20 protein-coding genes and 1 pseudogene are annotated in these 24571 nt (G+C 46.6%); 14 read left to right on the top strand and 7 right to left on the bottom strand.

The annotated features are described in order from the left end of the window. Nucleotides 1–7 precede the first annotated feature (7 nt). From C6H04_RS01435 to bioV, 7 genes are read left to right on the top strand one after another with little or no spacing between them, the layout of a single operon-like run. Nucleotides 8–1423 carry a COG3400 family protein gene (locus tag C6H04_RS01435; protein ID WP_199766204.1) on the top strand — a complete coding sequence of 472 codons (1416 nt, stop codon included), beginning with the start codon at nucleotides 8–10 and terminating at the stop codon, nucleotides 1421–1423. After that, nucleotides 1420–2448 carry a 3-dehydroquinate synthase gene (gene aroB / locus C6H04_RS01430; RefSeq protein WP_104732133.1) on the top strand — a complete coding sequence of 343 codons (1029 nt, stop codon included), beginning with the start codon at nucleotides 1420–1422 and terminating at the stop codon, nucleotides 2446–2448. The genes C6H04_RS01435 and aroB overlap by 4 nt, the downstream gene beginning before the upstream one ends. Then, nucleotides 2439–3941 carry a mechanosensitive ion channel domain-containing protein gene (locus C6H04_RS01425; protein WP_104732132.1) on the top strand — a complete coding sequence of 501 codons (1503 nt, stop codon included), beginning with the start codon at nucleotides 2439–2441 and terminating at the stop codon, nucleotides 3939–3941. The genes aroB and C6H04_RS01425 overlap by 10 nt, the downstream gene beginning before the upstream one ends. Continuing rightward, a complete protein-coding gene (locus C6H04_RS01420) occupies nucleotides 3938–5539 on the top strand; it encodes a mechanosensitive ion channel domain-containing protein (RefSeq protein WP_104732131.1) in 1602 nt (533 codons plus the stop codon). The genes C6H04_RS01425 and C6H04_RS01420 overlap by 4 nt, the downstream gene beginning before the upstream one ends. Beyond that, nucleotides 5517–6764 (top strand): tRNA (N(6)-L-threonylcarbamoyladenosine(37)-C(2))-methylthiotransferase MtaB, encoded by a 1248-nt coding sequence (gene mtaB, locus C6H04_RS01415; protein WP_104732130.1) that lies wholly within the window; start codon nucleotides 5517–5519, stop codon nucleotides 6762–6764. The genes C6H04_RS01420 and mtaB overlap by 23 nt, the downstream gene beginning before the upstream one ends. Further along, nucleotides 6751–8409: an AAA family ATPase gene (locus C6H04_RS01410; protein ID WP_104732129.1), complete on the top strand. Its 1659-nt coding sequence runs from the start codon at nucleotides 6751–6753 to the stop codon at nucleotides 8407–8409. The genes mtaB and C6H04_RS01410 overlap by 14 nt, the downstream gene beginning before the upstream one ends. Then, entirely contained in the window at nucleotides 8409–8966 is a 558-nt protein-coding gene (gene bioV, locus C6H04_RS01405; protein ID WP_104732128.1) for a pimelyl-ACP methyl ester esterase BioV, read from the top strand. The genes C6H04_RS01410 and bioV overlap by 1 nt, the downstream gene beginning before the upstream one ends. Before the next feature lie 219 nt (nucleotides 8967–9185). On the opposite strand, the gene murA is transcribed toward bioV, so the two are convergent. Genes murA through gltX form a run of 6 tightly spaced genes read right to left on the bottom strand, consistent with a single transcriptional unit; the run spans nucleotide 9186 to nucleotide 14970 of the window. After that, entirely contained in the window at nucleotides 9186–10463 is a 1278-nt protein-coding gene (murA, locus tag C6H04_RS01400) for a UDP-N-acetylglucosamine 1-carboxyvinyltransferase (RefSeq protein WP_104732127.1), read from the bottom strand. A 9-nt stretch (nucleotides 10464–10472) separates the two neighbouring features. Then, nucleotides 10473–10871, bottom strand: coding sequence for a hypothetical protein (locus C6H04_RS01395; RefSeq protein ID WP_104732126.1), 399 nt, complete (start codon nucleotides 10869–10871; stop codon nucleotides 10473–10475). After that, the gene (gene galU / locus C6H04_RS01390; protein WP_104732125.1) at nucleotides 10871–11695 is read right to left on the bottom strand and encodes a UTP--glucose-1-phosphate uridylyltransferase GalU; all 825 of its coding nucleotides are present in this window, start codon (nucleotides 11693–11695) and stop codon (nucleotides 10871–10873) included. The genes C6H04_RS01395 and galU overlap by 1 nt, the downstream gene beginning before the upstream one ends. A 1-nt stretch (nucleotide 11696) precedes the next feature. Next, nucleotides 11697–13337 carry a lytic transglycosylase domain-containing protein gene (locus C6H04_RS01385; RefSeq protein WP_233710903.1) on the bottom strand — a complete coding sequence of 547 codons (1641 nt, stop codon included), beginning with the start codon at nucleotides 13335–13337 and terminating at the stop codon, nucleotides 11697–11699. Between the two features lie 3 nt (nucleotides 13338–13340). Then, entirely contained in the window at nucleotides 13341–13634 is a 294-nt protein-coding gene (locus tag C6H04_RS01380; protein ID WP_104696216.1) for a YggT family protein, read from the bottom strand. Beyond that, nucleotides 13624–14970 carry a glutamate--tRNA ligase gene (gene gltX / locus C6H04_RS01375; protein WP_104732139.1) on the bottom strand — a complete coding sequence of 449 codons (1347 nt, stop codon included), beginning with the start codon at nucleotides 14968–14970 and terminating at the stop codon, nucleotides 13624–13626. Before gltX ends, C6H04_RS01380 begins: the two co-directional genes overlap by 11 nt. Before the next feature lie 163 nt (nucleotides 14971–15133). Between gltX and C6H04_RS01370 the strand changes: the two genes are divergently transcribed. Continuing rightward, nucleotides 15134–16780 carry an alpha-keto acid decarboxylase family protein gene (locus C6H04_RS01370; protein WP_104732124.1) on the top strand — a complete coding sequence of 549 codons (1647 nt, stop codon included), beginning with the start codon at nucleotides 15134–15136 and terminating at the stop codon, nucleotides 16778–16780. A 93-nt stretch (nucleotides 16781–16873) separates the two neighbouring features. On the opposite strand, the gene C6H04_RS01365 is transcribed toward C6H04_RS01370, so the two are convergent. Then, on the bottom strand, nucleotides 16874–17758 hold the full coding sequence (locus tag C6H04_RS01365) for an aspartate carbamoyltransferase catalytic subunit (protein WP_104732123.1): 885 nt from the start codon (nucleotides 17756–17758) through the stop codon (nucleotides 16874–16876). Between the two features lie 15 nt (nucleotides 17759–17773). Between C6H04_RS01365 and C6H04_RS01360 the strand changes: the two genes are divergently transcribed. The 6 genes and pseudogenes from C6H04_RS01360 to C6H04_RS01335 all read left to right on the top strand — a co-directional run. Continuing rightward, nucleotides 17774–18274 (top strand): hypothetical protein, encoded by a 501-nt coding sequence (locus tag C6H04_RS01360; RefSeq protein WP_199766205.1) that lies wholly within the window; start codon nucleotides 17774–17776, stop codon nucleotides 18272–18274. After that, entirely contained in the window at nucleotides 18275–18976 is a 702-nt protein-coding gene (gene tlyA / locus C6H04_RS01355; protein ID WP_104696219.1) for a 23S rRNA (cytidine-2'-O)-methyltransferase TlyA, read from the top strand. Continuing rightward, nucleotides 18945–19805 (top strand): bifunctional riboflavin kinase/FAD synthetase, encoded by an 861-nt coding sequence (locus tag C6H04_RS01350; protein ID WP_104696220.1) that lies wholly within the window; start codon nucleotides 18945–18947, stop codon nucleotides 19803–19805. Before tlyA ends, C6H04_RS01350 begins: the two co-directional genes overlap by 32 nt. Nucleotides 19806–19850: 45 nt before the next feature. Further along, nucleotides 19851–21794 carry a transketolase gene (gene tkt / locus C6H04_RS01345; RefSeq protein ID WP_104732122.1) on the top strand — a complete coding sequence of 648 codons (1944 nt, stop codon included), beginning with the start codon at nucleotides 19851–19853 and terminating at the stop codon, nucleotides 21792–21794. Beyond that, nucleotides 21788–24085, top strand: coding sequence for a PD-(D/E)XK nuclease family protein (locus C6H04_RS01340; RefSeq protein WP_104732121.1), 2298 nt, complete (start codon nucleotides 21788–21790; stop codon nucleotides 24083–24085). Before tkt ends, C6H04_RS01340 begins: the two co-directional genes overlap by 7 nt. Further along, nucleotides 24082–24571, top strand: a pseudogene (locus tag C6H04_RS01335) (hypothetical protein); the annotation flags it as partial. The gene C6H04_RS01340 and the pseudogene C6H04_RS01335, both read left to right, overlap by 4 nt.

Below are 24571 nucleotides of genomic sequence, written 5' to 3'. Positions count from 1 at the left end.
GAAGTGCTTGAAAAGGGTTATGTTGATCTTGGAGGGGACTGTTGCCAAAAAATGTATCGAGGTGGTAGCCACCAAGTATTTTAGCAATAATTTTTACCTCATTATCACCAAAGACCCCAGTTGTTTACCCGCTAGCTTGCCCAGCACCTTTGCTGTGCACCATTTTGACCCCACCTCTGCCTACCATCTACACCCCCTCTTAGACGCACAAGTCAGTGATGTTTTCCTCATCATGGGGAATACCAAAGAGCAACAAGCCGTCTATGAGATCATCCGCCAAAAAAATAAAGAAGTGCGTTTAGTGGTAACTTTGAAGAGTGGAGCAGAGTGGGAGGGAGGCAAAGATGATAAACTAGTATTGATGGATAATGCCCAAATCATTGCCAACAAGTGCATCGCCAAAATTCCCAATGTGCCCAATGTGCCTCAAGGGTTTGGATTGGAACAAGGGGAAGTGATGGAAATTGGTGTGCCCTTTGGGAGTGTTTTTGCCTACCGCCACATCGGGGCTTTGCGCCAAAAAGATTATAAAATCGTGGGGATTTATCGCAAAAATAAGTTTTTCTTAAGTAGCCCATCTACCATTATTCAACCCCGCGATCAACTCTTGGTAGTGGGTAATCCAGAAGTGCTCAATAATGTCTATTTGCAGGTAAAAAGCAATGTAGGGCAGTTTCCAGTGCCCTTTGGACGCGACATTTACCTATACATAGACATGCACTTACAGAGTCCTCAGGCCATCGAGCGTGATCTCAAGCAAGCCCTCTTTTTGCATGAGAATCTCAAAAGTTTGGTTCTGTATATCTACATCCTCAATCCCAAACTCAGCGCTTCGAAAATACGCGCTATTGAAAGAGAAGATATCCATGTGCATTTAGATTTTAGCGGGAGCACTTTTCATGAAAGATTGAGCTTGGATAGCCAAAAAAAGATTGGCCTAGTGGTAGTAGGCAAGGAAATCTTTAGCTCTGCTCAAAATCGCCAAACCCTTTTTGAAATCACCACTCCCATTTTTAAAACCAATGCTAGGGGACTGGACGACATCAAAAAAGGCATGGTAGTGCTCAATGAAAGCATGCAACAGAGTGAGGATATCTCCTCTGTAATGTTCGATGTTTGCGCACAAATGAGCTTAGACATGCTATTATATGACTTTGACCCGGACAAGCGTTACAAGGTGGAAGTCATTGACAATTACAAACACCTTTCTCATATCTATAATCGTAAGATCAAGATCATCCGCACCTCTATGAAAAACCCTATCTTATTTTTAAGAAAACTCGAAACCTCCATCATGCAATTTTTGCCCTTTGAATCCTGTATCACCCAGAGCGAGCTCTTTTGGATGTTTTCGACCAAAGTCGAAAAGATTGCTTTCTTAAGCGATATTCATCCTCAACTCTTTATCCCTGTGGTAGAATGATGCACCTGGAGATTCAAGCAGGGCAAGGGGCTTATGCCGTGCATATCGGGGCATTGCCCCAGATCAAACTGCCTTGTAAAGTGTTGATCGTGAGCGACATGCCAGTTGGGGAGCTGTATTTAGCCCCCTTGCTAGAGCGTATAGAGGCAGCGCACATAGCAACCCACTTAGTGCCCACAGGCGAATCCTTTAAAACTTGGGACACCTTAGAGGGTATCTTAGAGAGTGCCTTTAGCGCGCATTTGAGTCGCTCAGATTGCATGATCGCCTTGGGGGGTGGAGTGGTGAGCGATATGGTGGGTTTTGCCAGCGCGATTTATAAACGGGGCGTTGATTTTTACAATATCCCCACGACCTTGCTCGCCCAAGTGGACGCAAGCGTGGGGGGCAAGACCGGCATCAACAACGCGCATGGGAAAAATCTCATCGGGGCTTTTCATCCCCCCAAAGCCGTTTATATTGATCCAAATTTTTTAAAAACCTTACCCCAACGCGAGTTTAGGGCGGGTGTGGCAGAAATGGTTAAGAAAGCAATCTGTTTGGACGCGCCCTATTTTGAGTGGCTACACAACCACCCCATAGAGGCGCACCTAGAAGAGGCGATCTTTAAGAGTGTGCAGATTAAAGCTAGAGTGGTGCAAGCAGATGAGAGAGAGAGTGGGGCGCGCATGGCACTCAATTACGGACACACTTTCGCGCATGCTATTGAAAAGGAGGGTAACTACACGGAATTATTGCACGGGGAGGCAGTAGGGGTAGGTATGCGCATGGCTAACGCACTCGCCCTGCAATTAGGCTTGCTTGGGCATGAGAGTTATGTGCGCATAGAGGCATTGTTGCACGCCTATGACTTAGACTTGCCCTATAAAATCAAAAACATGGAGAATTTCTACGCCACCATGCAACAAGACAAGAAAAATAGCACCGGTGTGCGCTTCATTTTGCCTACAGACATCGGGAGTTTTAAGATATGTGATGGCGTGCCTCAAAGTGTGGTATACGAAGTATTGGATGCATGGGCTTGAGAATCCTTGTCTTACTATGGATATTGTGCGCAGGGTTATATGCCCAGCCAGACCCTAGCGTGCTCAAAGTCCAGCTAGAGAGTTTAGATAAACAACTCGAACCCAATGCATGGGTGCAAAAATTCAAGAATTTTGAACATTACCAACAGCTCTCCTCGCAGATTCGCCACTTGCAAGCACAACTCAAAGCTCTCAAGACCAAAGGAGGGCATAACCTAGAAACAAGCACCTTGGAGCACAATTTACAGAGCCTCCAACACCAGCAAAAACTTTTGGAATCTTACAAAAATCCTCCCTTTAAAGAGTTGGTAGAAAAGCCTGCTGTTCTCAATATCCCCACAATCACAAACCCATTTGCTATTATCGGGGGGCTCTCTTTCTTAAAAACCCTACAAGCGCGCTACAAAAGTATGCAGAGCAATTTAGAGAGTTTAAAGCACGCTTTAACCCTAATCCAAGAAAAACGTGCTCTCTTAGAGCAACTCAATACTCTCAGCCCTAATCCACAACTGAGCGTGCAAACCTCCCAAGAGCAAGTTAAAATTCTTGAGTTTCAAAGCGCACAAAACCTCTTGAGCGCAAGTTTAGAAAGCTACGCTAAGGATGTGCAAGCCACGCGCGCGCTTATCCAAGATCAAATCAAGGATCAGCTCTTTAAATTGGCATGGGTGATGCTTGCCGCACTAGGAAGCGTGTTTTTGGCATGGTTGTTCAAACGCTTGAGTCATAAGTACCTAGCCGGAGATGAGCGCGCTTACACTATCAACAAAGCGATCAACTTTGTAAATGTGAATCTCATCGTCTTGATCTTTCTCTTTGCCTATTTGGAAAATGTTTCTTACCTGATCACCTTTTTAGGTTTTGCTAGCGCAGGGTTTGCCATTGCGATGCGCGATCTGTTCATGAGCGCGCTAGGATGGCTCTCTATTGTTCTCAAGGGGAGCGTGCATGTGGGCGATCGTGTCAAAATTACCAAAGACGGGAACACCTATGTGGGCGATGTGCTCGATATTTCCATGCTCAACCTCACTATTTTAGAAGAAGTAACCCTCACCACCTACACCAAAAATAACGGGCGCGCGGGGCGCATCATCTTTGTGCCTAATAACTACATTTTTACAGGGCTTTTTTCTAATTACACCCATTTGGGCTTAAATGCTGTGTGGGATAGCTTAGACTTCTTACTTCCCTTTGGCTCTAATTACCAGCGTGCCATAGATGTCGCTCTACAGATCGCTACAAGGCATTCTCAGTCTATTAGCCAAATTACCCGCACACAGCTCGATAAAATGCGTGCCAAATACGCGTTGCGTACTCTGGATTCTGAACCTAAAATAGCTCTCATGCCCGAAAAGGAGGGTATGCGCCTATATATTTCCTACTTGGTGAGTGCCTACGACACGCTAGGACTGCGCACTCAGATTGCCCTAGAGATCATCAAGGCCTTTGAACAGGCGGAAGATATTTTTATCACTCCTAAGTCTGCTTCATGAGATGGTGGTTTCTGTGCTTATGTGTTGGTGTGTTGATGGGTTCTCAGGATTCCATACCTAGCAGGGAAGCGTTGGCGCAACTTGAGATAGAATTGCTACACTTAGAGAAACGCCTAGAAGCCAGCAATAATATTTGGCTTAAGAAATTTAACAATGTGGAAAGTTACGATCAAATCTATGAGGAGATTCAGAGAATCCAGAGCCAAATCAATGTGCTCAAACATGCAAAAGGGGAGGATACGCTGCAAATCAGCACTCTAAACCATACTCTGCAAGCTCTCAAGCACCAAGAGGAGCTCTTGGAGCAATACAAAGTCAACCCCTTTAAAGAGCTCATAGAAAAACCCCAAATTGGCACGATTCCCTTCATCAGTAACCCTTTGGCCATTGTAACGGGGATTTCCTTTATTAAAACCATCAAAGCACAATACGCGACAATGCAGCGCAATCATAGACTCTTGATACAGGCCTTAGAGCTTTTAGAGCAAGAAGTGGGTGTGCTCACCCAACTAAAAGCCCTGCAAGAGAATAATAATACAGCTAAAAAACTCTATCAGGAACAAATTAAAAAGATCGAATTACAAGGGGCACAAAAACTCTTAAAAACTAGCATGGACTTGTATGCTAAAGACATTGAAGAAGTGAGCGCGAACATCCAAACCCAAATTAAAGCCCAGCTTTTCAAGCTTCTGTATGTCATGCTCATTGTGCTGGTAAGCATTGTCTTGGCGTGGGCTTTAAAAGTTATTAGCCATAAATATGTCCAAAGCAATGAGCGCGCTTACACGATTAACAAGGCGATCAATTTCATCAACGCCAACATCATCCTGTTGATTTTCTTATTTGCTTACCTGGAAAATGTCTCTTACCTAGTTACCGTGCTAGGTTTTGCCAGCGCAGGGCTTGCCATTGCCATGCGCGATCTGTTTATGAGTGTGCTTGGATGGTTCACCATTATTGTGGGAGGGAATGTGCATGTGGGAGATCGCATCAAAGTTTCTAAGGATGGAAATACTTATGTGGGCGATGTGTTGGATATTTCCATGCTCTACATCACTATCTTAGAGGATGTAACTCTCACCAGCTACACAGAAAACGACTGCCGCGCGGGGCGCATCATTTTTATCCCCAACAATTATGTCTTTACAAATCTCTTCGCCAATTACAGCCACTTTGGCATGAAGAGTGTTTGGGATGGGATAACTTTTTGCATCACCTTTGACTCCAACCACAAGAGGGCGATGGAAATCGCGCTAGATGTCGCCAACATGCATGCCAAGCAGTATACTGAGATGACCTATAAACAGCTGGGCAAGATGCGCACCAAATATTCTCTGCGCAACACCAGCGTGAATCCTAGGGTTTTCATGGCTCTACAAAAGGATGGGATTCAAATTTCTGTGTGGTATCAAACTAACTCTTATGCTACCCTTGCGCTCAAGTCTAAGATTTCTAGTGATATTATCGAGACTCTCTTACAAGAGCCCGATATTTGGATTGCCTACAACACCACCAAGTTTGTACACGATGTGGGCGATGGATTTGGCAATAAGGACTACTTAGATAGGAAAAAACATGAAACAGAAAGTCTACTTTAAAACCTTTGGTTGCCGCACTAATCTCTTTGACACACAGGTGATGTTAGCGCACTTGAGAGATTTTGAATACACTCAAAGGGAGGATCAAGCCGATATTGTGGTGCTCAATTCTTGCACGGTTACCAATGACGCAGACTATAGCGCGCGCGCTTATGCCAAAAAAATGAGTACTTTGGGCAAAAAAGTCTATTTCACGGGGTGTGGGGCGGGCACGCAGGGTTTAAAACTCTTTGAGCAAGGGCATGCCTTTGGGGTTTTTGGGCACGATCGCAAGGAGCAGATCAACACCCTATTGCAGGCTAAAGAGGGATTTTTTCATGCAGATAGCCTCGCGCATGTGGATTCTAGCATCGTGCCTCTCTTTGTGGGCAAAACCCGCGCCTTTGTGAAAATCCAAGAGGGCTGTGATTTTAAATGCAGTTATTGCGTAATCCCTCTAGTGCGGGGCAAATCCCGCTCTTTGCTTGAGAGTCAGATTTTAGAGCAATGCCAAGTATTAGCTCAAAGCGGAGTGTTGGAGATCGTACTCACAGGGACCAATGTAGGGAGTTATGGCAAGGAAACCCGTAGCAATATCGCGCGCTTGATTAAAAGAATCGCGCGCATTGAGGGGATTAAGCGCGTGCGCATTGGGAGCTTAGAACCTAGTCAAATTGATGCAGAGTTTTTAGAACTGCTCGATCACCCCATTTTAGAAAAGCATTTACATGTTGCCTTACAGCACAGCCATGACACCATGCTCAAACACATGCGGCGGCGCAACCGCACACACAGCGATCTCCAGCTATTAGAAAAGATCGCTTCTAAGGGCTTTGCACTGGGCACAGATTTTATTGTAGGGCACCCTTATGAGAGTGAGGAAATTTGGCAAAGCGCGTTAGAAAACTTCAAAAAGTTACCCTTAACTCACCTACACCCCTTTATTTATAGCGCGCGTGCGGGCACGCTCTCTAGCACCATGCCAGAGCGCGTGCGGGGTGATGTAGCCAAAAAGCGTTTGCAAAGCCTTAGCGCGTGCGTGCAAACAAATAACCACACTTTCCGTGTGCGCACCCAAGACACCCCCCTAGAGGTATTGGTGGAGAGTTACAAAGAGGGACATTATTGCGGGAGTGATCAGTATTTTAACCCCGTTAAAATTGCCTCTACACAGGATTTGCGGGGAAAATGGGTGCGCTTAGATACTTATCATGTGCAAAAAGACATCACTTATGCGACGCTTTAATAAAAAGGTGATCTTGGGGGGCTTAGGAGTGCTGCTAGGTGCGATTGTCGTGGCGTTTTTGTTCTTTAGAGATCAAGTTAAACTGGTGAGTATCAAGGACTTTAACGCTCTCTTGCATTCGGATAAAATCCAAAGCATCCAAATGGACGATCGCTACATCTATTTGAAGGTGAATTTTAAGATTTACAAGACCGCGCGCGTAGGCTGGAAAGAGAATTTACAATTCCCCAGCAATATCCCCATTGAGATTCTCAAGGAAGAAAACACCACCCAACAGCTCTTAGACATGGTGATCATTTTCTTTTTCCTCATCGTATTGGCCTTGCTCCTGCGCTTTGCATGGACGCGCAAAAATCTCCCCTTGCAAACCAGTTATGAGGGCGCGCTCAAAGCCCAAAGCCCGCCCATGCCCTCTTTGCACGCCACTCTGCCCAGCGTGCGTTTTGAAGATGTAGCCGGCACTAAGGAAGTCAAAGAAGAGCTTTATGAGATCGTAGACTATCTCAAAAACCCTAAGAAATACCAAGATTTAAAAATCAAATTGCCTAAGGGTGTGCTCTTGGTAGGACCCCCGGGGGTGGGTAAAACAATGATTGCTAAAGCCCTAGCCTCTGAAGCCAAAGTGCCTTTCTTTTATCATAGCGGGAGCGCATTCGTGCAAATTTATGTGGGCGTGGGGGCCAAGAGGGTGCGCGAACTCTTTGCTAAGGCTAAAGCCTTTAGCCCTTCAATCGTTTTCATCGATGAGATTGACGCGGTGGGTAAGGCTAGAGGCCACCAGCGCAATGACGAGAGAGAAGCTACGCTCAATCAACTTTTAACGGAGATGGACGGCTTTGAGGAAAGCTCTCAAGTGATTGTGATTGGGGCGACCAATAAAATTGATGTGATGGATGAAGCCTTGCTACGCAGTGGGCGTTTTGATCGGCGCATTTTTATCTCTCTACCCGATTTAGAAGAACGCATACAGATTTTGGATTCCTATCTCAAGGACAAGCAGCATAGTTTAGATTGTAAAGAAGTGGCTAAAATCTGCGTGGGCTTTAGCGGGGCGATGCTAGCATCTTTAGTCAATGAGAGCGCGCTCAATGCTCTGCGCCACAACGCCCAAATCATCACCATGAAGGACATTTTAGAGGTCAAGGACAAGATCGCCTTTGGCAAGAAGAAAAATGTCGCCCTGAGTGAGCAAGAAAAAAATCTCTATGCTCTGTATCAAAGCGCGAAAGCATTTAGTGCCTACTGGCTAGAAGTGGAATTTGACAAGGTCTTGTTGATGGGGGATTTTTTGATTGCTAGCGATCAAAAGGTGCGTAGCCAAAGTGAGATGAACAATAGTATCAAGGTGTATCTAAGTGGGATGATCATCCTAGAATTGTTTTTTCAAGAGCACTACACCTTAGCCAAAGACGATCTCAAACACGCCTTTGAAATTGCCAAGCGCATGTGTGAGGATTACGCGATGGGACATAAATTCATCGGGGATCGCTCCGACATGGAGGCGTTGCTAGGCACATTGTATAAGGAGCAAAAGGAATTTTTGAGCAATTCTAAAGTGCAGGTACAGACGATGGCTAAAATCTTGCTAGAGAAAGAAAAGCTTAGTAAGCCCCAGATCCAAGAGATTTTACATTCCTTTGTGTGATGGTGGGTGCTTACTTTAGTGGTTTTGGCTTTGCTAATGAGAGCTGGCTTTTTGGCTGGATTTTAGAAAAATGCACGCGCTACGATGTGGCCGGTTTTAGCTATGGGGCGATACGCGCGCTAGAGTATGCTTATGAGCAAGTTAAGCAGGAAAAACGCGTGCAACACCTCGTCTTAATCGCCCCCTGCATGCTCGCCCACAAAAGCCAAGCCTTTAAAAATTTACAACTCAAAGCCTACCAACAAAACCCCCAAGCTTACATGCAAGCTTTCTTTGAGAAAATCGGTTGGAGCGCGCTCTTAGCACAAGACCCCGGCCTCGCGCGCTACACGCATTTAGGTAGTTTAGAGGATTTGCAAACCTTGCTCAACTACCACTATGCCCCTGAAAAGCTAGAGTTTTTATGCGCTAGGGGAGTGCGCTTGGAGGTCTTTATCGGGTTAGAAGATGCGATTATGGACGCTAAGGCGTTGTGCGCCTTCTTTAGAAATTACGGCTGTGTGTGGCAGTTTAAGGGGGCTAATCATTTGCTTAGAACACAATGTATAAAACCCTAACGCGCCCCCCTAAATACTCCAATCATATTACAGCTACCACTATCTCTTAGATTGCACCCTTTTCTATATTGACATACTCCCCATAGCTAAAGCTAGGGAATTCTGGTATCATCAAAGTCCGCCCACAAAGCGGCGTGGTAAGCGTCTGTGGGTGTGAAAGCTATCCACAGCGCACCACCAATGCAGATCGTCAATAGGATTTTTTGAAACCAAAATGCATTATTCTTGCAAGCGTTTAACATGCGCGCCTAAGGCAGACATCTTAGATTCTAGGGTTTCATAACCGCGATCTAAGTGGTAGATGCGGTGCACACGACTCTTCCCCTTAGCCACTAGAGCAGCCAGCACAAGCGCAGAAGAAGCGCGCAAATCTGTTGCCATTACATCTGCGCCTATGAGCGCACTCTGCCCCTTGATGCGCGCTAATGACCCCTTAAGACTGATCTGTGCCCCCATGCGCTGTAATTCACTCACATGCATGAAGCGGTTTTCAAAGAGGCGCTCTTCAATCAAGCTCTCGCCCGCGCACTGGGTGGCTAGAGCCATGAATTGGGCTTGTAAATCGGTGGGAAAACCGGGGTATTCAGTGGTGATGATCTCAAAGGGTGTACGCGTGGGGGCGGGGTGAATGTAAATGGTATGCTCATGGGGGGCTAATTCTTCGATTTCTAGGCCAAAACCAATTTCACTGAGTTTGCCCAAGATGGCTTCTAAATGGTGAGCATTGGCATGGGTAATAGAGAGACTGGAATTGGTGATAGCAGCTGCGCACAGATAAGTCCCTCCCTCAATGCGATCGGGAATAATTTTTATGGGCTGGAATGTTAAGGTTTCTTGCTGTGTGCCTTGAATATGGATTTCACTACTGCCCACACCGCTTATTTCCACGCCCGCCTCTTGTAAAAACTCACAGAGTTGCACCACTTCGGGTTCTTGGGCGGCGTGCACGATCTTACTCTCCCCCTTAGCCAGTGCGGCAGCCATAATGACATTCTCCGTGCCCGTCACACTAATCTTGTCAAAGACAATATCGCACCCGCGCAATCCCTTTTTAGCTTTAGCAACAATGTAACCCTGTTCGATATGAATCTGTGCCCCCATTTTTTCTAAGGCTTTGAGATGTAGATCCACTGGGCGCGCGCCAATAGCACAACCCCCCGGTAAACTCACCTTGCACTTGCCAAAACGCGTTAAAAGTGGACCCAAGACCAAAATAGAGGCGCGCATTTTGCGCACAATATCATAAGGCGCATCTAGGCTAGTGATATGTGTGGCATCGAGTTTGAGAGCATGGGGGCTATCCCAGGTCAATTGCACCCCCAAATGTTGCAACAGAGTTGCCATGGCATGCACATCGGCCACAGCAGGTAAACCTGCGATCTGTGTCGCACTTCCCAAGAGCGTGCATGCCAAGATGGGTAGAGCCGCATTCTTAGCCCCTGAAATCGCCACACTTCCAGATAGGGATTGCTTTCCCTTGATTTCCAAATAATCCACAATTTCCCTTTAATCTTTCTTTTTATGTTTGAGTGCGAGCCCCACGGTGTTAGCGATGGATTTAGAGAGTTTGGGATTAGCCCCTTCTAGATCATGCCCAAATTTAATTGTGGAATCGATGTCCATGTATTCGCTCTCAGCGATACTCTCAATGAGTCCTAACCAATCGCCCTCTTTGGCATCTTTAGGGAGGATGTTGTAATAGCGGATGAAGTTGTCCACAAGGGTGTCAAACTCCTCTTTGGTCTTGAGCATGGCGGAATTGCTGATGAGTTCTTTGAGAGCGGGGGGTTTTTTAGCAGGAGGAGGGGGTTGGAAGTAGGTGTAAATCAGACCGATAATGAAAATGGGAAAGGCTAGGAAGAAACCCGCACTCCAGTAAATCGCGTAAAACCACAGATCGGTCATTAGCCCCTCACCAGTTCGTAAAAATCATTAGTGGCTTGCACAAACCCATGCATGCTCCCACAATCATAACGCTTGCCCTGAAATTTATAGGCCAAAACCTGTTTACGCTGGGCTTGCTCTAAGAGCGCATCTGTGATTTGGATCTCTTGGTTCTTGCCCGGCTTGGTGGTGGCAAGCACGGCAAAAATATCAGGGGTGAGGATATAACGCCCGATAATCGCTAGATTACTGGGGGCTTCCTGGGCCTTGGGTTTTTCGACCATATCCATCACTTGATACACCCCATGGGCAATCTCCTGTCCTTTGATCACTCCGTATTTATGCACCTCCTCCATGGGCACCTCTTCAATGGCTACAATGCAGCATTGGTATTTAGCATAAAGGGCGACCATTTGGGAGAGCACTCCGGGTCCTTGAGGGTTAATACAAAGATCGTCTGCTAACACAACACAGAAAGGCTCATTGCCAATTAAAGTTTGGGCGGTGTAAATGGCATGCCCTAGCCCTTTCATCTCATTTTGGCGAGTATAAGAGAATTTACAGGCTTGCATGATAGTGCGGATACTTTCTAAAAATTGCTCCTTATTAGTCCCATTGATTTGGTGCTCGAGTTCATAGCTGATGTCAAAATGATCTTCAATGGCGCGCTTTCCCCGCCCTGTTACGATGGCCATGGTATCGCATTGGGCTTCCATGGCCTCTTCTACACCATATTGAATCAGGGGTTTATTCACGATAGGCAACATCTCTTTGGGCATCGCCTTAGTGGCAGGCAAAAAGCGCGTGCCATAGCCCGCCGCGGGAAACAGACATTTTTTAATCATATTATCTCCTAGACTTAAGTGTGTCGTTAAAAAAGGCGTTGATGTCCATGGGTTTGGCATGCGGGGCAAAAATGCGCTGGTAGATAATGTAGTTAGCCATGACCTTCTGCCCGTAGATGCGGGTTTCTTCATAGGGAACAAGCTCCATGCTCAACCATGGCTCAAATTTACCAGGTCTAAAAAAATGCCGCTGAGTCAAGAGGCGTTTAAAAAATCCCGGGCCTGCATTGTAGCTATAGGCGACAAAGAGAGGGTGTTCAAATTCAGCTTTGAGATAGTTGAGGTAGTAGTTGCCAAAGGGCAGGGCAATTTTGGGATTAAACATGTCTGTAAGTTTAGTGGGTCCTACTCCCATTTGTTGGGCAAAATGAGGCACATTGAAAGGCATAATTTGCATTAGGCCTAGCGCGTAAGAGCGCGAAATGAGAGCGGGTAAAAGGAGGCTTTCCTGACGCGCAATGGCATAAGCTAAAGCTTTCTCTGGTAGAGAACTCCATGTAATGATGTGTTCATAGGGGGCTAGAAAATAATGCTTTTGCTTATTGTAACGGGATAAAAAATAGGCTAAATGGGGAAGGGTTTGGGGAGTCTTAAGACTCTCAAGTCTCTTGGCACGCACATTTTCATCTTTGAGCGCAAGAGTCTGATCACGAAAGAGTTGCCATGCAAAGGGGTCTGTAATGTCAAAAGGGGGTTTTTTATGGCGCGCCTGCAAGGTGGTAACAAGTTGATAGGGTGGGGTTTTATGGAGATTGAAGTTGGCGTAAAGACTGAAAAGATTGGGGTTATTGCTCTCACTTAAGCTCTCTAAAATGGCTCGATCCTGGGTGATGAGGTATTGCCAAAAGAGGGCCTTGTCTTTGAGGAATGGTGTGCTAGCTTGGTAGGCTGTACGCTTGAAATAATCTAGGGCTCTGTCCTCTTGCTTTTCTACTAAGGCGTTGATCCCTAGCAGGAAAAAAGTCTTGTCGTCCGTGTTGGTGATATTGGCCTTGGCTAGGGATTTCTTAAAATGCAAGAAACGCGCGTCAACTATAATGCGTTGGATAATCTGGTTGAGTTTGGGGTTATTTTGGTTAATAAAGGATTCAAGGAGTTTGGGCTCGATAGAGTGATCTAAGAGTTGGAGGCGTTGCTTGTAGGGCAGGGCATTGTAGAGATAGACAAGCGTGGTAACACTGCTGGCAAAGAGGGCTTGTGGGATATCATGGTGGAGTAAAATTCCAATGGAGGCGCTGAGCTTGGGGTAGTCCTTGAGCAATTGATTCTGCATGCGCTGCAAAAGAGGGCGTTCTGAAGCGCGTTTGACACTGGCAAATACTTTGGAGAGGGTAAGACCCAGCGCAATGCACTGGGAATCTTTGAGAACAAGCTCTTGAAGAGAGAGGCTGGTGCACAGATTGGTGATATCCATGCCCAAAGCGTTCTTGGCGCGCATGGCCTCCTGGATAGCGGCACTCTTGTAGGTGACTAATTGATAAGCGCTTTTGGCTTCCTGTGTGGTGGTGTCTGCTTCTTTGAGAAACATCCAAATGTAAAAATCACGCGCAATACCCGCAGGTTTGCTTTTTAAAAAATCCAAAGTCAGGGGTTCAGCCCCCAAGAGGCAGAGCAACAACGAAAAGCACAACAATCGCAACACGCTTTAGCCTTGTGCGTAGACGAATAAAAGTTTGACCACAGTCATGTCCACGAATTGCAGGAGAATGATGACAGCCAGAGGAGAGAGATCAAGGCCATTAAAGACCAAAAAGGGCAAAAGCGATCTAACTTTTGCAAAAACGGGTTCTGTAAGGCGGTAGAGAATTTGCACCAAGGGATTATTGGGGTCGGGTTTGATAAAGCTCAAAATCGACGCGATGATAATCACCCATGTGTAGATCGTGATTAGGCTATGCAAAATCGTGGCAAATGCGCCTAGAATAGTGCTAACAACCATGGGGGTCCTTTAGAGTGAGGATTTCAGACGCGAAGGTGCGCACAAAGGGATAGAGCAGACCCAACTCAATGCCGTGGGCTTGTCCGGTGAGCAAGATGCGCAAGGACTTAAAAAAGTCCTTGCCCTTGAGTTGACTAGCTTGCATAGCAGCTTGTTTGAAAGCCTGAAAATCTGCTAATTCTTCTAGGCATAGGGTTTGTAGGGCCTGGTAGAGAGTTGCGCAACGATCGTAGAAATTTTCTCCCTCATAATCACAGGTGATATCTTTGGGGCTGAACATCAAGGTCAATTTGCTTTGTAATTCACACAAAGTGCTCGAATCTTCTAAGAAGAGTTTAGCGAGCTGGGCTTTTTGGGGATGGTCGAGCTTTAGGAGTGTTTGGAGTTCTGAGAGTTCTAAATTTTGCAGGTGCCTATGGTTGAGGTGGCGCAAGTAGGCTAGATCAAAGCGCGCGCTAGAGGCACTCAGTTTATTTATATCAAACCAAGCACAACTTTCCTGCAGGCTAAAAATCTCCTTAGGGGGGCTATAGCCTAGAGTGATGAGATAATTGGCGACACTTTGGGGTAAAAAACCCTGTTGCAAGAGCCACGACACGCTCGAGGCAGCATCGCGTTTGCTCATTTTCTTACCGGTTTCGTGGTTTAAAATCAAGGGTAAATGCGCATAGGTAATCTCAGGGCATTTGACTTCTAAGACCTTAGCCAGTGCTTGCTGGATAAGAATTTGCTTGGGGGTGTTGCTCACATGGTCTTCGCCCCGAATGATGTAACTGATTTGGTAAGTAAAATCATCGCATGCACAGGCAAAATTGTAAGTAGGGGCTTTGTTAGCACGCAAGATCACAAAACTATCAAGCTCATGGGGCTCGAAGCGAATCGTACCCTTGATCTGATCTGCAAATTGCAGGGCATGCGCGCTTCCCCTCAGGCGCACTACAGGGTGGGGGTTGCTTTGTTTTTGCAGGAGAGCCCATGTATCGTGGTATCTAAAGGGGCGTTTTTCCTGCAAGGCGCGTTGCTTTTGTTCTTCTAAAAATTCTGGAGTGCAGTGGCAGTAAAAGGCTAGGCCATGATCTAAGAGTTTTTGAGCGTATTCTAAATGTGTAGGTAAATTAGCGCTTTGATAGACTAGCTGATCCCAAGAAACGCCTATTGCGCTCAAGAGCTCCAAGATTTCCTGATCCTTGTGCGGGATGTTGCGCGCCTCGTCTGTATCCTCAATGCGCACCATCAGGGGGCGTTGGAGTTGCCGCGCTATGATAAAATTGAGCAGGGCTGCACGCACATTCCCAATGTGCATGTTCCCGGTGGGTGAGGGCGCAAAACGGAGCATTAAAAAGCCTTTTTGCATAGAATTATAGCCTATTCTTCTAAAACAATGCCCATTGAAGTTGTGTTATAATTCTCTTTAGAGCAGGGGTTTCTAGCCGTAACTGCGCTGGTGGTGTTGCTCTCCCATGAATGAAATTGGCGATTAGATTACGAAAGGTGTTTGCATGACATGTAGCATTGGACAATATCTTTTGGATAGATTAAAGGATTATGAAATTAAACACCTCTTTGGGGTGCCGGGGGATTATAATCTAGGCTTTTTGGATTTGATAGAAGACGATCCGCATTTAGATTGGGTAGGTAATTGCAATGAACTCAACGCTTCCTACGCTGCAGATGGGTATGGTCGTATCAAGCCTATGGGAGCTTTGGTAACGACCTTTGGCGTGGGCGAATTGAGCGCGATCAATGGCATTGCTGGGGCCTATGCAGAAAGCGTGCCCGTGGTTAAAATCGTGGGAATGCCCTCTAGGAATGTATCGGGAAATAAGCGCTTTGTCCACCACACTTTGGGCGATGGCGAGTTCTTGAAATTTTATCGCATGTACGAAGAAGTAACGGTAGCCCAAACCATTTTAAACAAGCAGAACGCCCAACATGAGATCGATCGCGTGCTTGGAGAGTGTTATTTGCAAAAAAAGCCCGTTTATATTGGAATGCCCGTAGATGTGCCCAATCTGCAAATTGAAGTGTCTGCCTCCATCCAATATAAACCCAAGAGTGATCAGAATATTTTAAACGCCTTTATTGAGGCGGTAACACAGGAAATTGAACGCTCTAAGGCGCAAATTGTGCTAGCCGATTACGAAGTTAACCGCTACTCTCTCAACCAAGCCCTTTATGATTTTATCCACAAGACTCATTTGCCCATTGCCTCACTTTCTATGGGTAAGGGGGTGTTTCCAGAAAATCATCCCAATTTCATAGGGATTTACAATGGCATTTTGAGCGATGAAAAAGTCACTTCGGCCATCAAGCATGCTGATCTTGCCCTCTTAATCGGAGTGAAGTTAACCGATTCGCTCACTGCCGGCTTTAACTACATCTGCCAAGACCCTACACCTACCATTGAAATCCACCCACTCTATAGTAAGATTGGCGAGAAAATTTACAGTGATATTTTGATGGAAGATGTGCTTAAACAGTTATCCACTCTAAAATTTAACACGCATTTCTCCCACACATCCCTTCCTAAGGAAGATGTGCCCTTATCTGGTAAACTCACCCAGCAAAAATTTTTCCAAGTAGTTGCCCAACATCTGCAACCCCATGATATTTTGATTGCCGAACAAGGTACTTCTTTTTTTGGGGCAGTGGCCGTCAATTTGCCCGATGGAGTAACTTTTGTGGGACAACCTCTCTGGGGATCGATTGGATACACTTTTGGAGCTCTGCTGGGGACTTGTTTGGCTAATAGGGATCGCAGAAATATTCTTTTGATAGGGGATGGCTCTTTGCAACTCACCGCACAAGAACTCTCCACTATGCTCAGAGAAAATATTAACCCCATTATCATTGTGATCAATAATGATGGTTACACGGTAGAACGATGCATCCATGGCCCTCAGCGCCAATACAATGATATCAATATGTGGCACTACACGCAGCTCATCGACATGTTTGATGTAAGCTTGAATCGCAAAGCTCTACAATTTAAAGCTTCCTGCGTGGAGGAGCTGGTCCAAGCCTTAGAGTATGCGCGCATACATACCGACAAACTAGCTCTGATTGAAGTGATAATGGATAGAGACGACGCACCCGTGCTTCTCAAAAAATTGGGGGAACTTTTCTCGGCCCAAAACAGCTATTAAGTGAATGTAAAGCCCCCCCGTTGACTTCCCGGCTAGAAATCCCTTTAGGGGGACCTAGACCTTTAGTGTCTTTTGGGATGCATTTTCTCTGGATTAAGTGTTCCCAAGCATCCACTCCATCAATGCCATGCGCAAAAATACGCCTAATTTGACCTGCTCTAATACCTGGCAACGCGGATCGTCCAAAAGTGCGTCCTCAATGTCGATATTGCGGTGCACAGGGCCCGGATGCAAGATGGGGATGGAGCGATTTTTCAAGCGCGCGCGCGTCAAGCAGAAATCTTTGGCGTAGTCCTTGAGCGATCCATAGGTTTGCAGGCTATGCCTCTCGGTTTGGGTGCGCAACCCCATCACCACATCTGCTACCTCTAGTGCCTCTGCTAAAGAATGCGTGCTAGGGTAAGAAGTGGGGGGTAAGAAGTGGGGGGGAGCAACCAAAATAACTTTTATCCCAAAGCGGGGCAATAATTCGAGATTACTATTAGCCACGCGGGAGTTTTTAATATCTCCCACAATGGCGATGGTCTTGCCTTCTAGTGCGCCCTCAAAGTGGTTATAGATCGTGAGCAAATCTAGCAGGGCTTGGGTGGGGTGAGAGAGTGTGCCACTCCCAGCATTGATAAAGGCGCATTTTAGATGTTTAGCAAAATAGCGCGCAGAGCTAGAATGATGGTGGCGTGTGATGATCAAATCCACACCCATCGCCTCGATATTGTGCAAGGTGTCTAGGAGGGTTTCCCCCTTGCTAGTGGAACTTTTTTGAACATTGAAGACACTAAAATGGGCTTGCAAGCGCGCAGCGGCATTTTGAAAGCTGGCGATCGTGCGGGTAGAGTTTTCAAAGAAAAGGGCGAGGATATGTTTATGCGCTAAGTTAATTGGGACGGCTTCTTGGCGCGAAAAAGCATTGGCACGATGTAGAAGGGCCAAAATTTCGCTATGATTCAAATCTCGAGTGTGCACAAGTTGGGTTAACATGGGTGGGATTATAGCATGGCTAGGTTTCTTTTATCTCTCTTAATGCTGGGCTTAGTGGCGTGCAGCGATAATTTTGCAGAGGCTTACAAACCAGATTTTTTGGCCGAAAAGCGCACGCAAGCCACCCGTAAGGGCGAAGTCATCGTAAATCTGCGACCCGTATTAAGCGCGCTAGCCACGCATTTGAACGATGTCGACCCCGTGCTCTACCATGCGCGTGAATTTTTCTTTGTGGAGATTTTTACCGAGGATCAAAGCTTTTTGGATAACGATGCGATCTCTTATAAACTCTATGGCTTGCGTGGGTTTGAAACCCCCGCTTGGGTGCGCGAGATTAGTAAAGACGAGTTCGACAGCGTACTACATACTACCAATAAATATGCGCGTGGCTTTCTAGTTGCCTTTGACAAGCTTAATCATATTGCACAAGAGGAAGCCAAGTTAGAAATGGACATCGCGGGTTTGGGCACAATCACCTTTAACTTTGCCTACAAAGTGCCCGCCCCCACCTTTTAGATGCGCTTAGATCAGTTTTTGGTGCACAAAGGGCTAGCCCAAAGCCGATCACAGGCTAAAGATTTAATTTTGCAGGGCAAGGTAGCCAGTGGGGGACGACTTTTGAGCAAACCTAGCCTAGATGTATCTGCTTGCCTAGAGGTGCAATTACTCCAAAGGGTGTTTGTGAGTCGCGCGGGAGAAAAATTATGGCATTACTTGGCGTGTCACCCTTTAGATTGTAAGGGTAAGGTGATTTTAGATGTGGGATCGAGCAAAGGGGGTTTTGCACAGGTCTTGCTAGAAAAGGGGGCCAAAAAGGTGGTCTGTGTAGATGTGGGCACAAACCAATTAGATGCACGCTTAATGGAGAATAGCCGTATACAAGTCATCGAGCAATGCGACATTCGCCACTTCACTCCCCAAGAGCACTACGATTTGCTCACTTGTGATGTGAGTTTTATTTCTTTGAGTAAAATTTTAAAAGCGTTATGCGCTTTGAGTGAAGAGGCGTTGTTGCTTTTCAAACCTCAATTTGAAGTGGGAATCAAGGCTAAACGCGATAAGCGGGGCGTGGTGTGCGACGAAAATGCTATTAGCGCGCGTTTGGAAGAGTTTCTCACAGAGATTGGGCTCTTGGGCTGGCGTGTGTGTGCGCTGGAGACTTCACAGATCAAAGGTAAAGCTGGGAATGCAGAAATTTTTATCCATATCCAAAGATGAGACAAGTTTAAGTCTGGCAATCGGAAAATTTGACGGGGTGCACTTAGCACACCAGCACCTACTGAGCGCACTAGGTTCTCAAGGTGCGGTCTTAGTTGTGGAGCGTACCCATCCCTTAATGGCTTTGAGCCCCCTGGAGGAGCGCGCGCGCTTGTTAGAGCGTTACGCCCGGCACATCTACTTTTTGCCCCTAGAGGAAGCACGGGGCATTAGCGCATCCGAGTTTATTGCCCTCTTAGAGGCCAAATTTCCCAATCTGCAAAAAATTGTGGTGGGCTATGATTTTAAATGCGCGCAGGGACGATCCATGGGTGTAGAGCAAATGCGCGCCCTTTTGCCCCCTAAAATTCAGCTTCAAGTCATGGAAGCCATCAAGATCAAGGGGATCGCTTTGCACTCTTATCATATTAAGGAGTGTATCCAGCGGGGTGATGTGCGCCTAGCCCACCAATTTTTAGGTCGTCCCTTTAGTTTGCAAGGGCATATCATCGCCGATCAAAACTTAGGTAGTTCACATCTCTACCCTACCCTAAACCTCAACACCCAAGCTCTCCAAACCGAATTATTGCCTCACCCTGGGGTCTATATCACCAATGTGCCTCTTGCCAAACAATGCAGCCGCGCGGTGAGTTTTTTAGGACATCGTTTGAGCACGGATGGAAAAATGGCATTTGAAACCTACATTTTAGATCGCCATATCCAAATCCCCCCCTCTGTGTTGCGCGTTTGTTTTTTAAAGAAAATCCGCGACAACCGCCACTTTGGCGATTTAGCTGACCTCAAAGCTCAGATTAGCCAAGACATCGCTTTAGCGCGCACCCTAGATTAAGAGCAAGTTTGTTAACATGAGGGCATTCTTCTAAAGGTTTCTTGTATGGACAACAGGCTGACAGAGCAGGATTTGCCCCTCTTGCGGGAGTGCGCCCAAACCCTGCGCTTTTTAGGCGCGGACATGGTGCAAAGGGCTAATAGCGGGCATCCGGGCGTGGCGATGGGCTTGGCTGAGGTGGGGGTGGTGTTGGGGCGGCATGTGCGCCTCAACCCTAACAACCCGCATTGGCTCAATCGGGATCGCCTGGTCTTTAGCGGAGGGCATGCCAGTGCGTTGGTATATGCGCTCCTGCATCTATGGGGTTTTGATCTGAACTTGGACGATTTAAAAGCCTTTAGACAGCTTGACTCCAAAACCCCCGGGCATTTAGAGTTTAGGCACACCCCGGGCGTGGAGATCACCACCGGACCACTAGGACAGGGTTTTGCTAACGCGGTAGGTTTTGCTTTGGGAGCTAAGATCGCCCAAAACTTACTAGATAGTACAAGCATTAGCCATAAAGTTTATTGCCTCTGTGGAGATGGGGATTTGCAAGAGGGGATCAGCTATGAGAGCGCATCCTTAGCCGGGCATCTACAGCTAGATAATTTGATTGTGATCTATGATAGTAATGCGATCACCATTGAGGGAGACACCAATCTAGCCTTTGGTGAGAATGTGCGCGAACGCTTTAAGGCGCAAAATTGGGAGGTGTTGGAGGGCGATGGACACGACTTTTTAGAGATCGATCGCTTGTTAACGCGCGCCCAAGTTACCACCAAGCCTACTTTAATCATCGCTAAAACCACCATTGGCAAGGGAGCTTTAGGTTTGGAGGGGAGTGCAAAAGTGCATGGCGCGCCTTTAGGGGTTGAGGTGCTGGCGCGCTCTAAGGAGGCTTTGGGTTTGAGCGGGGATTTTGTGATCCCTGCACAAGTGGCGCGCGCACTCAACATGCAAGAGAGGGGCCAGCTCTTAGAGTCAAAGTGGCAAACTTATATAGAGAGTCAACCCGATCTCAAGGCGCGCATCGCCCACTTGCAGGCTAAAGACTTCTCTAAAGTCCAATACCCCACTTTTGAGGTGGGCAAAATGCTCGCCACACGCGCGAGCAATGGAGCGATCTTAAACGCCTTGAGTGAGGCGTATTTGGGCTTTTTGGGCGGGAGTGCCGATCTTGCTCCCTCCAATAACACCCATTTGAGAGATCAAGCCGACTGCCTGCCCCCCCACTTTGGGCGTAATCTGCATTTTGGCATTCGTGAGCACGCTATGGGAGCTATCAGTAACGCCCTAGCTAATTACGGCTTGTTTGTGCCCTTTTGTGCGACCTTTTTTGTCTTTAGCGACTATGTGGCCCCTAGCTTGCGCTTGAGCGCGCTGATGGGCAATCAAATTTTCTATATTTTTACCCATGATAGTATCGGGGTGGGCGAGGATGGTCCTACCCACCAGCCTATCGAACAATTAAGCCACTTAAGGGCTCTGCCAAATTTCTATGTCTTTAGACCCATGGACGCGCATGAAAATGTGCGTTGTTGGCAGGTGGCCCTCTCTTTAAATAAACCCTGTGCCTTTGTGCTCTCACGCCAAAACTTGCCCGTGCACCCTAATATGCCTTTAGAGAGTGTGCAAAAGGGGGGGTATGTGGTGCATGCCCACCCTAACCCTCAAATCACTTTAGTTAGCAGTGGGAGCGAGGTTAGCCCCTGCTTAGAGGCGGTGCAGATTTTGCAAAATCAAGGTGTGGGGGCACAGGTGGTCAGCGTGCCCTGCTTTGATCTGCTCTTAGAGCAGGATAAAACCTATTTAAAAAGCCTGTTTAAAGGTAAGGTGTTGGCAGTAGAGGCGGGGCGGGGGTTGGAGTGGGGGCGTTTTGCGCACAGCGTGCTGAGCATGGAGAGTTTTGGTAAATCTGCCCCCGGGGGCGTGCTCTTTGATCACTTTGGCTTTAGCGCGCAAAATATCGCTAAGAGGGCGTGCACGCTCGTAGAAGAGTCATGTTAGATTTAAATACCCCCCCTGTTTTGTATGTCTTTAGCAGCCGCCGTGCTTGTAATGCCTTTTATGCCAAACAATCCGAAGGGTTTTTGCCCATCGCTTGGAGTGTGCAGGAGTTTTATAGCCAAATTAGTTTTGTAGAAGGACTGGTAAAAATCCCTGAGAGTGTGCGTCAAGTGCTCTTGATGGAGGCGATTAAAGAGGTGGCTAAAGACGCAGAGGAGAGAGAAGCGCATCTTATCGTTTTTGAGAAAAGCTTTTTGGGTTATTTGGATGGAAGTAACTTTGTGGCGCGCTTTTTTAACGAGCTCGCCAAGTTTGACATTGACATCGCCCAAATCCCCACTAAGGATATTTATGGGGATTACCAACACCACTTAGAAGTGCTAGAGCGCATCCACAGCCATTATAAGGCCTCTTTGCAAGCACAGGGCTACTACGATCCTATTTTGGGCATACGCCCCGCTCTTATACCTGAAGTGTTACGCAAATTTGAGCGCATTGAATTTTATTTAGAGGGCTTTTTGAGCAAGTTTGAGCAAGAGATGCTGCTAGAAATTGCCTCCCATGCGCCCTTGTTTGTGCACATCACCAGCGATCGCTATAACCAGTCTTGTTTGCGCTTTTTAGGGGTTAATTTAAAAGAGGAGCATAGCTATATCTTAGACATGCAGGCTTTAAGCAGAGGTGAAAATCCCATTGTGCAAGCCACCCCTCAAGCCCCTCTTTGTGCAGATCATATCTCCATTTATGCCTTTAACCAACGCTTAGATCAAGTCGGATTAGCCTTACAAAGGGTGCAAGAGTGGTTAAGCGAAGGGTTGGACCCCAGCACTCTGGCCATCATCACCCCCAGCGCGGAGATTCTCAGTGCTCTTAAATTGTTAGATTTGGGTTATAACCTCAACTTTGCACGAGGAGAAAATATCCAAGAAGTGTTTGCACCCCTTTTTAAAGATTTAGAAGCACTCAAAACTACTCTAAAGACCTGCCAAACCTCCAACCCTCTTACCACCCTTCAAGAACACACCCAAGCCCTCTTAGAAAAACACACTGCCCATAAGCTCCAAGATTTTCATCAGGAATTTTTTGAAACCTATAATGCCATTGCTTCTAACTTGCAACAATACAGCGTAGTGGATTTACTAGAACTCTATATGCGCAATTTGCAAGAGGTGCGCCTCGATCACACCACCGGAGGCAAGGTGAAAGTTTTGGATGTCCTAGAGTGTCGTGGTTTGCACTTTGAGCGTATTGTGATTTTAGATTTTAACGATCGTTTAGTTCCCAATGTGCAGGATAGTGATCTCTTCTTAAATACATTCACTCGCACCGCTTTAGGCATTCCCACTCTAAAGGATAAAGAAAATCTCCAAAAACACTACTATTACCAACTTCTCAAAAACACCGCCCATGTGGACATCGCTTATAGCAGCGCGCAAAATGCCATCCCCTCTAAAATGCTCGCAGAGCTAGGACTAGAAACACCGCTGCTTGAGAATGAAAAGAAAGAATTTGTGATTTTCCCTGAAGCACGCACTTGGGAATGTGTGCAAGACAAGATCACGGGTTGCATTCCGCCAAGTTTTAGATTCAGCGCCACAAAAATTAAAGATTTTATGGCATGCAAACGGCGTTTTTATCTACAATATTTGGCTAAACTTGCCCCTGCTCCACAAGAGAGTTTCAATATGGGGTCTTTGTTGCATGCCATCTTAGAGGCCTATTACAGCGGATCGTCTTATCAAAGCACGCATGCCCCCATCACTCTAAGTCACTTTTTAAAAACCGCCCAAAGTTTGAAGAGCTATGCAGACTTAAATGCGCTCCAACGCTTAGAACTAGAAGTGGTCGCCCAAAAACTTGCCCCTTTCTTTGCTCGCGAAGCAGAGCAACTCGCCCAAGCGCAAGTAGTGGCGTGCGAACAACGCTTTGAAACTTCTATTGGAGGGTTTGTCTTTAGTGGGATCATCGATCGCATCGATCAAAACAGCGCGGGCGGCTACGAGTTGTTAGACTATAAATTCAAAAGCACGCTTAAGCCCCAAGAAGAGGGTTACCAACTGGCAATCTACGCTCTGGGCGCGCAATCTCTAGGCTATGCCTGCGAGCATGCCTATTTTTATGACCTTAAAAAGGGGTCTTTGCCAAAGAGGCTCTCCTCTGATTTGCAAGAGGATCAAAGGAGACTACTAGAAATTTTAGAGAGTTGTAAACGGGAAATCGCATTTGATCAAACAGAGGATCGAAGTGCTTGCACCTATTGTGCCTATGTAGACATGTGCGGGAGGGAATGATCAAACTAATTCTTGGACTAGTCTATGCCCTCTTAGGCCTGCTATTTTTAGCAATCGTCTTTGGGTCTAGCGGACTGGCTGGAGTGTGGGGGGGTGTGGTGGCGCGTGGGAGTGTCGCTTTTTTTGGTGTATTCGCCTATATCTTTCCCTTCTATCTAGCTTCTGTGATATTCTTAATTCGTAAAGCCACTCTGAGAGCTTTAGAGCTTTTGTTTGCTAGCGTGTTGGGGTTTTTAGCCCTACTGCTCGGGCAGGCTTTAGTGGGGGCGCAAGGTTTGGTGGGCAAAGCTCTTTTAGAAGTGCTTGAAACCTATGTAGGGGTGGTGGGGGCGTGGCTTCTCACACTAGGGCTAATTCTTTACACGCTTTTTATTGCCACACCCACGCAATTTAAAGCCACTGCTAAAAGTCTCTATGCCTATCTTTTGCAAATCCCCCCAAGTTTACGCGCTTGGGCGCACAAAAAAGTCCAATCCTACCCAACTC

The sequence above is a fragment of the Helicobacter salomonis genome, from assembly GCF_900197775.1.
In the GTDB taxonomy this organism is placed as follows: Bacteria; Campylobacterota; Campylobacteria; order Campylobacterales; family Helicobacteraceae; genus Helicobacter; species Helicobacter salomonis.
Note: the sequence above shows the minus strand (reverse complement) of the source record. Positions and strands in the feature narration are given on the sequence as shown.

Excerpts from the sequence above, each read along its gene's own strand:
- aroB (WP_104732133.1), top strand. The coding sequence starts at position 1,420 with ATGATGCACCTGGAGATTCAAGCAGGGCAAGGGGCTTATGCCGTGCAT.
- C6H04_RS01425 (WP_104732132.1), top strand. The coding sequence starts at position 2,439 with ATGGGCTTGAGAATCCTTGTCTTACTATGGATATTGTGCGCAGGGTTA.
- C6H04_RS01420 (WP_104732131.1), top strand. The coding sequence starts at position 3,938 with ATGAGATGGTGGTTTCTGTGCTTATGTGTTGGTGTGTTGATGGGTTCT.
- mtaB (WP_104732130.1), top strand. The coding sequence starts at position 5,517 with ATGAAACAGAAAGTCTACTTTAAAACCTTTGGTTGCCGCACTAATCTC.
- C6H04_RS01410 (WP_104732129.1), top strand. The coding sequence starts at position 6,751 with ATGCGACGCTTTAATAAAAAGGTGATCTTGGGGGGCTTAGGAGTGCTG.
- bioV (WP_104732128.1), top strand. The coding sequence starts at position 8,409 with ATGGTGGGTGCTTACTTTAGTGGTTTTGGCTTTGCTAATGAGAGCTGG.
- C6H04_RS01395 (WP_104732126.1), bottom strand. The coding sequence starts at position 10,871 with ATGACCGATCTGTGGTTTTACGCGATTTACTGGAGTGCGGGTTTCTTC.
- galU (WP_104732125.1), bottom strand. The coding sequence starts at position 11,695 with ATGATTAAAAAATGTCTGTTTCCCGCGGCGGGCTATGGCACGCGCTTT.
- C6H04_RS01380 (WP_104696216.1), bottom strand. The coding sequence starts at position 13,634 with ATGGTTGTTAGCACTATTCTAGGCGCATTTGCCACGATTTTGCATAGC.
- gltX (WP_104732139.1), bottom strand. The coding sequence starts at position 14,970 with ATGCTCCGTTTTGCGCCCTCACCCACCGGGAACATGCACATTGGGAAT.
- C6H04_RS01370 (WP_104732124.1), top strand. The coding sequence starts at position 15,134 with ATGACATGTAGCATTGGACAATATCTTTTGGATAGATTAAAGGATTAT.
- C6H04_RS01365 (WP_104732123.1), bottom strand. The coding sequence starts at position 17,758 with ATGTTAACCCAACTTGTGCACACTCGAGATTTGAATCATAGCGAAATT.
- C6H04_RS01360 (WP_199766205.1), top strand. The coding sequence starts at position 17,774 with ATGGCTAGGTTTCTTTTATCTCTCTTAATGCTGGGCTTAGTGGCGTGC.
- tlyA (WP_104696219.1), top strand. The coding sequence starts at position 18,275 with ATGCGCTTAGATCAGTTTTTGGTGCACAAAGGGCTAGCCCAAAGCCGA.
- C6H04_RS01350 (WP_104696220.1), top strand. The coding sequence starts at position 18,945 with ATGCAGAAATTTTTATCCATATCCAAAGATGAGACAAGTTTAAGTCTG.
- tkt (WP_104732122.1), top strand. The coding sequence starts at position 19,851 with ATGGACAACAGGCTGACAGAGCAGGATTTGCCCCTCTTGCGGGAGTGC.
- C6H04_RS01340 (WP_104732121.1), top strand. The coding sequence starts at position 21,788 with ATGTTAGATTTAAATACCCCCCCTGTTTTGTATGTCTTTAGCAGCCGC.